Genomic DNA, 12,654 nt, shown 5'->3' on the forward strand with positions numbered 1-12,654 from the left:
AGCCATGGGGAAACGGATTTTATTACTTGAGAAAGAAAGAAATCTAGCTCATTTTTTAAGTCTGGAACTCCAAAAAGAGCAATACCGAGTTGATCAGGTAGAAGAGGGACCAAAAGCCCTCTCCATGGCTCTTCAGACAGACTATGACTTGATTTTACTGAATGCTCATCTAGGGGATATGACAGCCCAGGATTTTGCAGATAAGTTGAGTCGAACCAAGCCAGCTGCGGTGATCATGGTCTTGGACCATCGAGAAGAATTGCAAGACCAACTTGAAACAATCCAGCGTTTCGCTGTTTCATACATCTATAAACCAATCATTATCGATGATTTGGTCAATCGTATTTCAGCTATCTTCCGAGGTCGAGATTTCATCGACCAACACTGTAGTCAGATGAAAGTTCCGACAGCTTATCGCAATCTGCGTATGGATGTAGAACATCATACCGTCTATCGTGGCGAGGAGATGATTGCTCTGACACGTCGTGAATATGACCTCTTAGCTACCCTTATGGGAAGTAAGAAGGTTTTAACTCGTGAGCAATTGCTGGAAAGTGTTTGGAAGTATGAAAGTGCGACCGAAACCAATATTGTGGATGTTTATATCCGTTATCTACGTAGTAAACTTGACGTAAAAGGTCAAAAGAGCTACATTAAAACCGTGCGTGGTGTTGGTTACACCATGCAAGAATAGAAAAGCAGTTACAGTTTTGTAACTGCTTTTTTTGAGTCGTTGAAATGTTGACATATGATTTGATTTTTGCTACAATCATTTTGGAGGATAAAAGAATGAAATTTTTGAAAAAAATGATGCTAGCTGGACTTGCAGCATTCTTTTTTAGTCTGTTAGCAACTAGTACAGTATTTGCGGATGATGCTGATTCAGAAGGCTGGAAATTTGTTCAAGAAAATGGTAGAACCTACTACAAGAAGGGCGATATCAAAGAAAAGGCCTGGAGAGTGATTGATGGCAAGTACTATTATTTTGATCATGTATCAGGTGAGATGGTTGTTGGCTGGCAATATATCCCGTTTCCATCTAAAGGTAGTACAATTGGTCCTTACCCAAATGGTTTAAGATTAGAATCTATGCCAATGCCACAATGGTATTACTTTAACCAAGATGGCGTACTACAAGAATTTGTTGGCTGGCAACAATTAGAGGTAAAAGATTCCTTAACCGTTGGGAAAAAACATGGTGAAGGATGGGAAGGTCCAGAAGTTCTTAAATTAGCATACTACTACTTTGATCAAGATCATTCTTTAAAGACAGGTTGGCTTTACGATCAGTCTAACTGGTATTACCTAGCAAAAACAGGAAATTCTGGGAATAAGAATCTTGGTGGTGAGAGACGTTCTGGTTGGATTCAAGATGCTTCCACTTGGTACTATTTAGACCCAGAGACTGGCATTATGCAAACTGGTTGGCAGTATCTTGGTAATAAGTGGTACTATCTCCGTTCATCAGGTGCTATGGCGACCGGTTGGTATCTAGATGGTTCAACTTGGTATTATTTAGATGCTCAAAATGGTGATATGAAAACTGGCTGGATTTATGTCGGTAATACTTGGTATTATCTTCGTTCGTCAGGAGCTATGGTGACAGGCTGGTTCCAAGTTAATGGTAAATGGTACTATGCCTATAGTTCAGGTGCCTTAGCTGTAAATACAAAAGTAGATGGCTACTACGTCAACTATAATGGCGAGTGGGTACAGTAATGAAAACAAGCGATTGTGAAGGAAACAATCGCTTTTTTTGTGAAAATATAATAAAATAGAAAGGAATAAAGTTCTAAAATTTTATCTAGAAAAAGACGGTTTTCGTCTGATAGAAGGATTAAATGACAAAAGAAGTTGGTGTCGGTCAGGCACATAGTAAAATTATTTTAATAGGAGAGCATGCAGTAGTCTATGGCTATCCAGCAATCTCTTTGCCGCTTTTAGAGGTAGAGGTGACTTGTCGGGTAGTTCCTGCAGCGACACCATGGCGTCTTTTTGAAGAGGACACCTTATCCATGGCGGTATATGCTTCTCTCGAGTATCTAAATATAAAAGATGCGTGCATCCGTTGTCAAATTGACTCGGCTATTCCTGAAAAACGTGGGATGGGGTCTTCAGCAGCCATTAGCATTGCAGCCATTCGAGCGGTATTTGATTATTACCAAGCGGAACTTCCACATGACGTGTTAGAGATTTTGGTCAATCGGGCGGAGATGATTGCCCATATGAATCCTAGTGGTTTAGATGCCAAGACCTGTCTTAGTGACCAGCCTATTCGTTTTATCAAGAATGTAGGTTTTGAAGAATTAGCTATGGATTTGTCAGCTTATCTGGTCATTGCTGATACTGGAGTTTATGGACATACTCGTGAAGCTATCCAAGTTGTAGAGAGTAAAGGCAAGGATGCCTTACCTTTCTTACATGCGCTAGGAGAGTTGACCCAGCAAGCAGAAGAAGCAATAAAAACAAAAGATGCCGTGAAGCTGGGAGAGATTTTAACAAAGGCACATGGCAATCTAAAGGAAATTGGAGTTAGCAGTCCTGAGTCAGATGCCTTGGTTGAAACTGCTCTCGACAATGGTGCTCTTGGCGCCAAGATGAGTGGTGGTGGCTTAGGAGGCTGTATCATAGCCTTAGTAGCCGACTATCGCCAAGCGCAAGAACTAGCAGAAAGATTAGAAGAGAAAGGAGCTGTTCAGACATGGATCGAAAGCCTGTAACAGTACGTTCCTATGCCAATATTGCTATTATCAAATATTGGGGTAAGAAAAAAGAAAAAGAGATGGTTCCTGCGACTAGCAGTATCTCTCTAACCTTAGAAAATATGTATACGGAGACGACACTTTCTCCTTTACCAGCTGATGCAACCGCAGATGCATTCTATATCAATGGTCAGTTACAAAATGAAGCTGAGCACGCTAAGATGAGTAAAATCATTGACCGCTACCGTCCTGAAGGAGCAGGGTTTGTTCGTATCGATACTAAGAACAATATGCCAACAGCAGCAGGCCTTTCTTCAAGTTCCAGTGGTTTATCTGCCTTGGTCAAAGCTTGTAACTCATATTTCCAACTGGGGCTGAGTCGCAGAGAATTGGCCTTGGAAGCTAAGTTTGCATCGGGTTCTTCATCTCGTAGTTTTTATGGCCCCTTGGCAGCCTGGGACAAGGATAGTGGAGAGATCTATCCAGTTGAGACTGACTTGAAACTCGCTATGATTATGTTGGTCTTGGAAGACCAGAAAAAACCAATTTCCAGTCGAGATGGGATGAAGCTCTGTGTGGAGACTTCGACAACTTTTGATGAGTGGATTCGTCAATCTGAACAAGATTACAAGGATATGTTGGTCTACCTCAAGGAAAATGACTTTAAGAAAGTTGGAGAATTGACAGAGAAGAACGCCTTGGCTATGCATGCTACGACAAAAACAGCCACTCCCTCCTTCTCTTATCTGACAGATGCTAGTTATGAGGCTATGGATTTTGTTCGTCAGCTTAGAGAACAAGGAGAATCTTGCTACTTTACCATGGATGCGGGCCCTAATGTCAAGGTTCTTTGCTTGGAAGAGGACTTGGAACATTTATCAGAACTTTTAGGTCAACGCTATCGCTTAATCGTTTCAAAAACAAAGGATTTGAGCCAAGATGACGATTGTTAAAACTTGTGGGAAGCTCTATTGGGCTGGGGAGTATGCCATTTTAGAACCAGGACAGTTGGCGCTAATAAAGGCTATTCCCATCTATATGACGGCTGAGATTAAAGCGTCTAATAATTATCGACTCTACTCAGATATGTTTTCCTATAGTGTAGACATGAGTCCAGATTCTTCTTATGCCTTGATTCAAGAAACAGTTGCCTTGGTGGAGGAATACCTGACTGTCCAAGGAGTTGAACTACAGCCTTTCTCCCTAGACATTCGTGGGAAAATGGAGCGTGAGGGCAAGAAGTTTGGTCTGGGTTCTAGTGGTAGCGTCGTTGTATTGGTTATCAAGGCCATGCTTGCTTTCTATGATAGACCAGCTGAAAGAGACTTCTTGTTTAAACTGGCGAGTGCAGTCCTTCTCAAACGTGGGGACAATGGTTCCATGGGTGACATTGCCTGTATCGTTTCAGAAAACCTAGTCCTCTATCAGTCATTTGATCGGGAGAAAGTGGCACAATGGCTAGAAAAGGAAGACTTGCCAACTGTATTGGCACGTGATTGGGGCTTTTCTATTTCTAGTGTTGAACCGGCCTTGAAATTTGATTTTCTGGTGGGTTGGACCAAGGAAGTAGCTGTGTCTAGTCATATGGTCAAGCAAATCAAGAACAATATGAACGCTAGCTTTTTGCAGGCTTCAAAAGAAACAGTAAAATCTTTGGTGAAGGGATTGCAGGAAGGGCAAGAAGAAACCATTATTGCCTTGTTAGAACAAGCCAGCCAACTTTTAGAAGGCTTGAGTTCAGATATTTACACACCTTCGCTCAGACAATTAAAAGATGCCAGCAGAAACTTAAAAGCTGTTGCTAAAAGTAGTGGTGCTGGTGGTGGAGACTGTGGGATAGCCCTCAGTTTTGACCAAGATTCGACCACATTACTGAAAAAACGCTGGGCTGATCTTGGGATTGAACTCTTGTATCAAGAAAGGATAGGACATGACGACGAATCGGAAGGATGAGCACATCCGCTATGCCCTTGAACAAAAAAGTTCTTATAATAGTTTTGATGAAGTTGAACTGATTCATTCTTCGCTACCCTTATATGACTTAGATGAAATTGATCTTTCGACAGAATTTGCAGGGCGCAAATGGGACTTTCCTTTTTATATTAACGCCATGACAGGTGGGAGTGACAAGGGCAGAGAAATCAATCAAAAATTGGCTCAGGTGGCTGAGGCCTGTGGGATTTTATTTGTGACAGGTTCTTACAGTGCGGCACTTAAGGATCCATCGGACAATTCTTTTTCAGTCAAAACTAGTCACCCTAACCTTCTACTTGGAACCAATATTGGCTTAGACAAGCCTGTTGAATTGGGGATACAAACGGTCCAAGAGATGAATCCCCTCCTCTTGCAAGTTCATGTCAATGTTATGCAGGAATTACTCATGCCAGAAGGTGAACGTCAATTTAGATTATGGCAAAGTAATCTGAAAGATTATGCTGAGCAAATCACAGTTCCTCTTGTTTTAAAAGAAGTCGGTTTTGGTATGGATGTTAAGACCATTGCTAAGGCTTATGAGATGGGAATACGAACCGTTGATTTGTCTGGTCGTGGGGGAACGAGCTTTGCCTATATTGAAAACCGTCGCAGTGGACAGCGTGACTACCTAAATGACTGGGGTCAATCAACTATGCAAGCACTTCTGAATGCCCAAGACTGGAAAGATAAGATGGAGCTTTTGGTAAGTGGAGGAGTGCGCAATCCACTAGACATCATCAAATGCCTGGTATTTGGAGCCAAGGCGGTTGGTCTATCACGCACCATGTTAGAGCTGGTTGAAAATTACTCTGTTGATGTCGTTATTTCCATTGTTGAAGGTTGGAAGGAAGACCTATGCTTGATTATGTGTGCCCTTAATTGTAAAAGAATTGAGGATTTGCAAGAGGTCGACTATCTCCTTTACGGAAAATTAAAAGAAGCAAAAGATCAATTATAAGGAGGTCGGGATTTTGGTCCCGGTCTCTTTATCATTCCTCAGACTGATGTGACTTTTTGGTTTTGTGATACAATAAAATAGAGAGGACGGATACATGCGAAAATTTCAAATTTTTCTATTTATTGAAGCTTGTTTATTAACAGGAGCTCTGATTATGATGGTATCAGAGCATTTTTCCCGTTTTCTGCTGATCTTGCTCTTGTTTTTACTGCTGATTCGATACTATACTGGAAGACAGGGGAATAACCTCATATTAGTGGCAGTGAGCATCCTATTTTTCTTTATCATCATGCTCAATCCCTTTGTCATTTTAGCTATCTTTGTGGCTTTGATTTATAGTCTCTTCTTGCTTTATCCTATGATGAATCAGGAAAGAGAAGACACCAATCTGTTTTTTGAAGAAGTAGTGACAGTGAAGAGGGAGAAAAATCGCTGGTTTGGGAATCTACACCACTTCTCAAGCTACCAGACTTGCCGCTTTGATGATATCAACCTTTTTCGTCTCATGGGGAAAGATACCATTCATCTAGAGCACGTGATTTTGAGCAATCATGATAATGTCATCATCTTGAGAAAACTGGTGGGTACGACTAGAATTATTGTACCAGTAGATGTTGAAGTCAGTCTTAGTGTCAATTCTCTGTATGGAGACTTAACCTTTTTTGACCAGCCTAAACGTGCTTTACGTAATGAGCAATTTCATCAAGAAACCAGAGATTATCTCAAGAGTCCTAAGAGTGTTAAGGTACTTTTGACAACCATGATTGGAGATGTTGAGGTGGTGAGAGGATGAAAAAACAACCCTATATTTTAATTGGTCTCACCTCATTTCTCTTTGTTGCTTTTCTATTTCGAAGCCTTTTTAAGGTCTTAGATTTGGAGTGGACTTCTCTTTTTCAGGATCTAGAAAAGACAGAAAAAGTCCTTTTTCTAGCCCTGATGTTTAGTCTTGCCCTAGCCTTTTTATTAGTCCTATTCTGGACAATGGTTGACGAAATTTCAAAGAGAAGAATCCAAGCAAATCTCAAACGTCTCCTAGCTGGCAAAGATATTGAAAGTCTGGGAGATGCTGACTTAGACGCAAGTTTTAGAAATTTGTCAGGAAAGCTCGGTTTGTTGACAGAAGCTATTCAAAAAGCAGACAATCAGGCCTTGGTCAAAGAAGAAGAAATTGTTGAAAAGGAGCGCAAGCGAATCGCACGTGACTTGCATGATACGGTCAGCCAAGAAATTTTTGCAGCCCATATGATTTTATCTGGGCTCAGCCAACAAGCTTCTAAATTAGACCGCGAGAAGATGCAAACACAACTCCAAAGTGTGACTGCCATTTTAGAGACAGCTCAAAGAGACTTGCGCATTCTTCTTTTGCATTTACGACCAATTGAACTGGAACAAAAAAGCTTGGTGGAGGGTATTCAGCTACTCCTCAAAGAGCTAGAAGAAAAAAGTGAATTGAAGGTAAGCTTTAAATATCAGGTAGACGAATTGCCTAAAAAGATTGAGGAACATGTCTTCCGTATCGTCCAAGAATTGATTAGTAATACACTTCGTCATGCCCAAGCTTCATGTCTAGATGTTTACCTTTATCAAACGGAAACAGGTTTGCAGTTGAAGGTAGTAGACAATGGTCGTGGTTTTCAGCTAGATGATGTTGATGAACTAAGCTATGGTCTACGCAATGTCAAAGAACGAGTGGAAGATATGGCTGGGACAGTACAATTGATGACGGCTCCTAAGCAGGGTTTGGCAGTGGATATCCGCATTCCCTTGCTTGAGTGACTAACAAAAGGAAATGAAATGAAACTATTATTAGTAGATGACCACCAAATGGTGCGTCTGGGTTTAAAAAGTTATTTTGAATTACAAGATGATGTAGAGGTTGTAGGAGAAGCAACCAATGGTGCGGAAGGAATTTCTATGGCCTTGGAGCTTCGTCCAGATGTGATCGTCATGGATATTGTTATGCCTGAAGTCAACGGAATTGATGCAACTCTAGCTATTCTCAAAGAATGGCCAGAAGCTAAAATATTAATCGTGACCTCTTACCTAGACAATGAAAAAATCATGCCGGTCTTGAATGCTGGAGCTAGAGGTTATATGCTCAAGACGTCCAGTGCAGATGAATTGTTACACGCTGTTCGTAAGGTGGCGGTTGGAGAGCTAGCCATTGAACAAGAGGTTAGCAAGAAGGTAGAATACAACCGCAATCATATTGAACTACATGAAGATCTGACAGCTCGTGAACGAGATGTCCTTCAATTAATCGCTAAAGGCTATGAAAATCAGCGTATAGCTGATGAATTGTTCATTTCCCTTAAGACAGTTAAAACCCATGTATCCAATATTTTAGCAAAGCTTCAGGTTAGTGACCGCACCCAGGCAGCAGTATATGCCTTTCAGCATCACTTAGTAGGGCATGAGGATTTCTAGATGAATCTTTTGGAGTGAAAGTAAGGTTTATTTTTCAAAAGTCATTCAAAAGATTTACTTTTAGTTAAGAATGTATCTATATAATTTATAACTATAGAATAAATGGATCAGGAAAACTGGTCTATTTTATTTTGTTTTTACGATTTTTTAATACTTATTCTATTAACAGGCATACAATGTTTCGATTAAAGTTTTTAAAGAACTAGGAAGATTATCTAAGTGATACATTCTATAATATTCATGTCGTATATAATAAAGTTTTTTGCAATAATGTATCAAGAAATCTTTTATTTTACAAAAAATAGTTTTGTTATCAAAAAAATCCACAGTTATAGTGGATGAAAATATTCCGACAACAAATAACTGGTTATAAAAGACAATTAAAATATAAAAATAGTTGAAATATTAATTTGAAGTGGTATACTAGTATGTGTAAAAATATACAAATATTTTAAGGAGAATAAAATGAAGTATCATTTTAATGAACGCCAACGCTTTTCTTTACGTAAGTATAGCTTTGGTTTAGCGTCTGTTCTTTTAGGAACCGCCTTCTTTTTGAGTGGCCAAGTCGCTAGCGCTGATGAGACAAATGTTTCAGAAACTTTGTCCCCTTCCGTAGTATCTGCTAGTCCAGATAGTTCAACTAGTACGTCGGAATCTTCAGTGTCAGAAACTTCTGAATCAAAACCTGCAGTAGTTGAAAAACCTGCTGAAGCTTCAGAAACTTCTGAGTCAAATTCTACACTTGTAGATAAAGCTGTTGTAACACCAGAAACAACTGAAAAGCCAAAAGCTGATAAAGAAGAATCAGCTAAGGTATCAAGTGAAGATACGGCAAAAACAACTGAAGGTAAAGCTGAAGTTGCTGAAAAAGATGGTAAGTCTACTGATAAAGCTGAAGTTGCTGAAAAAGATGGTAAATCTACTGATAAAGCTCCAGCTCCAACTGAAGCACGCCGTTCAACACGTACACGTCGAGCTACTTCAGAAAATAAACGTGAAGTATCAAATTGGAGTGAGTTTGTTTCAGCCTTAGAGGATGGAAATGTCAACGAAATCACTGTAAATGGTGATGTCGTTGCTCAAGGTGATAATGGAAACACAGATGGCCGAAATCCTGGTTCTGTAGACCGTAGAACTACCATTAGTGCACCATCACGTCCAGTTACTATCCAAGGTAAAAATGAAAACGCTCGTCTTGAACTTTTGTCACACACTTTGGAGTTGACAGGAGCTAGCTGGGAACTAAACCTCAAAAATCTTAAGATTGCTTCAGCAAACTCTAGAGGTCCAATTGAACTATCAAGAACTAGCGGTTCAAATACTGTCACTTTTGACAACGTAACCAGTGTTGGTTCATCACTTTATGGTGGTGGTGGTAACACAAATGTCGTTATCAAAGGGAATACAACATCAACAGTAAGTGACAGTTACCAAGCAGCAAACGGTCAAACACAATACGTACAACGTAATGTTGGCGCGGTTGGCCGTTCAGATCAACGTCGTGAGTCAAATATTCACGATGCCAAATCTGTAACAGTTGCTGAGGGAGCTAGTTTAACGCTTAATCGCTCTTCTCAAGGGGATGCTATTACTCTTGAAAGTGGAGCTAAAGTCAGTGTAAAAGATAAAGGTAGTCTTACTATCAACATGAACACTGACAACCGAACTGATAATGCTCGCTACCATAATGCTGGTATTTTCATGGCTGATAGTGGTACCGTAGAAACTGGTAAAGGCTCTAAGTTAGTCTTAAATACTAGTATCGGTCAAGGTATTTCAATTGGTATAGACCGTCCAGGGGATGGAGTTAACGATAAGAATCGTTTCGGTGGTTACGGTGCAGGTAACCATGGTCGTAAAAATGGCCCTAGCCGTGTTCTTATTGGTGAAGAAGGTACCTTTGAGTTTAATGGCCGTGATGGGATTATGATGGGTAATAACTCAGAACTTGTCACAGGTCAAAATTCAAAAGTTCGCTTTGAAAATAGAGGACGCGGTGTAGCACTTGATTTCGGTAATGATTCAAGAGTAGCCTTTGGTAAACATTCGACAAATACCTTCCATTCAGATGGTAAAGGTAAGAACGGTGGTGCACCTTCGGGTAGTTACGATGGTTACAACTATATCGGCCTCAATGAAAATGGTAAAATCTTAGTAGATGACTTTGCGACTTTCCGTGTGCAAATGGACAATCGTGGCAACAATGACTGGGATGATGTCATTTCACTTGGTTCTCAGAATGGTACTAAGTCTGAGCCACTTTTCCAAGCTAATAAGGGTTCTATCGTAGATATCCGAGATGATAATACCAACTTCTATGCGGAGTTGATTTCCGTAGCCTTGGGTTCAAGTAAGAATACTGTCTTCCAGTTCAATAACCCACTTTATGTATCCTTCATGAGATATACAAACTCACAAGGTCTTTCAGCAGGGGAAATTACGGGTAAATTACCAGTATCTATTCCTCAAGGGAACAACCCACAGGATATTGGACACGGAAACATCCTTTATATCTCAGATAAAACACCAGCGTCTGGAAACAGAATCGAATTTAACGGTCCAGCTAGTCGGAACGGTGGCTCTACTGTTGGAACTTATACCGTCTATTCTATGAATAAAGATGGTAGGGATAGCCAAACTAAAGATAAACAAAGTTCTGTTTGGACTAATATACGGAGCGGTTCAATGTCAATCGCTGGTTTCATAAGTAGAAGACCAGATATTCAACCTGCTAACGCTGCATCTGTTCAAACAGGCTCTTCTTCTGGTGGGGTAAGCGCTACAGATAGAACCTATGGTATTGACCCTGTTGATCATAACCGTCAAAACATTTGGGTTTCAAATGGTACTAAAATCAACCCGACTGGTGTTCATAAGAATATCATCAAATATGTCTACGAAGATGGAACTCCAGTTAAAGTAGACAAAGACGGAAATCCAGTTAAAGATGTTATCCAGTCATCAGATTGGAACCGTACTTTGGATGTCTCAATCGACAAAGAAGGTTTCGAAAATATTTTAAGAAATTCAAGCGTTAGAAATGGTGATGAATTCTTAGCAGCATACAGTAAAGCGAAGTATCACATTTCTGATATCGATGGAGATAATATAGCTGATACAGGTTGGAAAAAAGACGGAACAAATTCTGCTACCTATAATTATGGTACTATCGCTTCGCCAAAACTCAAAGGCTATAAACCAGAAATTCTATCAACAAATGTTCCAGGATTAGAAGTTGGGGCTAAAGCTGATTCAGTTTCTGTTTCATATGATTCAAGCAAAGCACCAGATACGCTTATTGAAGCTCAAGCAGGTAAACGTACCGTTTCAGAAACTTATTGGCGCAATATTGTAGCTAAGTCTGATTTGGGTACATACGAAACAGTCGTTGTCTATAAGCGACCAATGCAATCAGCTATTATTAAATACATTGATACAAGTGCTAATAATAAGGAGTTAGCAAAAGATCAAGTTTCTGGTAAATCGGATGAAGCCATTAACTACTCAACGGATGCTAAGATTGCTGATTTTGTTAATAAAGGTTACAAACTTGTAGACGATGGATTCAAAAAGGCCTCTGAAGATCAAAAGAAATTTGATGATGATGAAAACATTGAACAAGAATTCGTAGTTAGACTAGAACACGATGTAACTCCAGTTGGACCAAATAATCCACACAATCCAACAGATCCAATCAATCCAAATGATCCAAACAGTCCTAAATACCCTGCGACAGATCAATGGAAGAAAGATGTAACATCAACTGTTCATTATGTGGTATCAGACGGTAAGGCAACTGCCCCAGCTGACAATGTTCAAAATGCACAATGGACACGTACCTTAAATGTTGATAAGGTGACAGGTAAAGTTCTTAACCCTAATGCACCATGGACAGCGAATAAGGCTAACTATGATGCAGTTCCAACACCAGGATTGACAGGTTACTATGCGGATAAAGCAAATGTTGATTCTAAGACAGTCACTCAAGAAAATCTTGAAGAAACTGTAACTTACAAACCACTTGGAAACTTGGTTCCAAAACCAGAGACACCAAATGATCCTAAGTTCCCATCAACACCAGAAGTGAAGTATCCAAATGATCCAAACGATCCAACTAAACCAGGTCAACCACTTGTTCCAGATGTACCAGGTTATGAACCACATCTTCCAGATCCAAAAGATCCAACTAAACCAGGTAAATCAGTACCTCCAGGAACACCAATCACTCCTGAAAAACCAGGTGAAGATACACCAATTATCTACGTACCAAAAACAACTGAAGTTACAAAACCAACTAAACAAACGGTAACGTTTGAAGGAGCAGGAACAGCTACTCCAGCTGATAAGGTTCAAGATAACTTCACCTTTACTGGTAAACAAAAAAATGGTACAACAACATGGGATCAACCTAATCACACTTATGGCAAAGAAACAGTTCCAGTTGTTGAACATTACTATGCCGATAAGAAGGAAGCTGGATCTAAGACAGTTACTCCAGATCAACCAGAAGTTACGGATAAGGTTACTTATAAACCACTTGGTAAGATCATTCCAGTTGATCCAGAAGGAAACAAAATTCCAAGTGCA

General features: G+C 40.0%; 10 protein-coding genes. All 10 read left to right on the top strand.

Annotated features, from left to right (window positions below; translation table 11 throughout):
- The first annotated feature begins 4 nt into the window (after window positions 1-4).
- Window positions 5-694 carry a response regulator transcription factor gene (locus AC3E7H_RS06975; RefSeq protein ID WP_490676295.1) on the top strand — a complete coding sequence of 230 codons (690 nt, stop codon included), beginning with the start codon at window positions 5-7 and terminating at the stop codon, window positions 692-694.
- A 95-nt stretch (window positions 695-789) separates the two neighbouring features.
- Entirely contained in the window at window positions 790-1,719 is a 930-nt protein-coding gene (locus AC3E7H_RS06980) for an N-acetylmuramoyl-L-alanine amidase family protein (RefSeq protein WP_490676296.1), read from the top strand.
- A 122-nt stretch (window positions 1,720-1,841) separates the two neighbouring features.
- The gene (mvk, locus tag AC3E7H_RS06985; protein ID WP_490676297.1) at window positions 1,842-2,720 is read left to right on the top strand and encodes a mevalonate kinase; all 879 of its coding nucleotides are present in this window, start codon (window positions 1,842-1,844) and stop codon (window positions 2,718-2,720) included.
- Complete coding sequence (gene mvaD / locus AC3E7H_RS06990) at window positions 2,702-3,655, top strand: diphosphomevalonate decarboxylase (protein ID WP_490676298.1); 954 nt, start codon at window positions 2,702-2,704, stop codon at window positions 3,653-3,655. Before mvk ends, mvaD begins: the two co-directional genes overlap by 19 nt.
- Window positions 3,642-4,655, top strand: coding sequence for a phosphomevalonate kinase (locus AC3E7H_RS06995; RefSeq protein ID WP_490676299.1), 1,014 nt, complete (start codon window positions 3,642-3,644; stop codon window positions 4,653-4,655). The genes mvaD and AC3E7H_RS06995 overlap by 14 nt, the downstream gene beginning before the upstream one ends.
- Window positions 4,633-5,634: a type 2 isopentenyl-diphosphate Delta-isomerase gene (fni, locus tag AC3E7H_RS07000; protein ID WP_490676300.1), complete on the top strand. Its 1,002-nt coding sequence runs from the start codon at window positions 4,633-4,635 to the stop codon at window positions 5,632-5,634. The genes AC3E7H_RS06995 and fni overlap by 23 nt, the downstream gene beginning before the upstream one ends.
- A 94-nt stretch (window positions 5,635-5,728) precedes the next feature.
- Window positions 5,729-6,427: a cell wall-active antibiotics response protein LiaF gene (gene liaF / locus AC3E7H_RS07005; RefSeq protein WP_490676301.1), complete on the top strand. Its 699-nt coding sequence runs from the start codon at window positions 5,729-5,731 to the stop codon at window positions 6,425-6,427.
- Window positions 6,424-7,413 carry an envelope stress sensor histidine kinase LiaS gene (locus AC3E7H_RS07010; RefSeq protein WP_490676302.1) on the top strand — a complete coding sequence of 330 codons (990 nt, stop codon included), beginning with the start codon at window positions 6,424-6,426 and terminating at the stop codon, window positions 7,411-7,413. The genes liaF and AC3E7H_RS07010 overlap by 4 nt, the downstream gene beginning before the upstream one ends.
- 18 nt (window positions 7,414-7,431) lie before the next feature.
- Window positions 7,432-8,064, top strand: coding sequence for a response regulator transcription factor (locus AC3E7H_RS07015; RefSeq protein WP_049531079.1), 633 nt, complete (start codon window positions 7,432-7,434; stop codon window positions 8,062-8,064).
- 465 nt (window positions 8,065-8,529) lie between these two features.
- The coding region (locus AC3E7H_RS07020) for a mucin-binding protein (protein WP_490676303.1) at window positions 8,530-12,654 on the top strand (4,125 nt) is incomplete at its 3' end.

It is taken from the genome of Streptococcus sp. SCPM-O-B-15304 (M98) (assembly GCF_058200215.1).

Excerpts from the sequence above, each read along its gene's own strand:
- mvk (WP_490676297.1), top strand. The coding sequence starts at position 1,842 with ATGACAAAAGAAGTTGGTGTCGGTCAGGCACATAGTAAAATTATTTTA.
- AC3E7H_RS07010 (WP_490676302.1), top strand. The coding sequence starts at position 6,424 with ATGAAAAAACAACCCTATATTTTAATTGGTCTCACCTCATTTCTCTTT.
- liaF (WP_490676301.1), top strand. The coding sequence starts at position 5,729 with ATGCGAAAATTTCAAATTTTTCTATTTATTGAAGCTTGTTTATTAACA.
- fni (WP_490676300.1), top strand. The coding sequence starts at position 4,633 with ATGACGACGAATCGGAAGGATGAGCACATCCGCTATGCCCTTGAACAA.
- AC3E7H_RS06975 (WP_490676295.1), top strand. The coding sequence starts at position 5 with ATGGGGAAACGGATTTTATTACTTGAGAAAGAAAGAAATCTAGCTCAT.
- AC3E7H_RS06995 (WP_490676299.1), top strand. The coding sequence starts at position 3,642 with ATGACGATTGTTAAAACTTGTGGGAAGCTCTATTGGGCTGGGGAGTAT.
- mvaD (WP_490676298.1), top strand. The coding sequence starts at position 2,702 with ATGGATCGAAAGCCTGTAACAGTACGTTCCTATGCCAATATTGCTATT.
- AC3E7H_RS06980 (WP_490676296.1), top strand. The coding sequence starts at position 790 with ATGAAATTTTTGAAAAAAATGATGCTAGCTGGACTTGCAGCATTCTTT.
- AC3E7H_RS07015 (WP_049531079.1), top strand. The coding sequence starts at position 7,432 with ATGAAACTATTATTAGTAGATGACCACCAAATGGTGCGTCTGGGTTTA.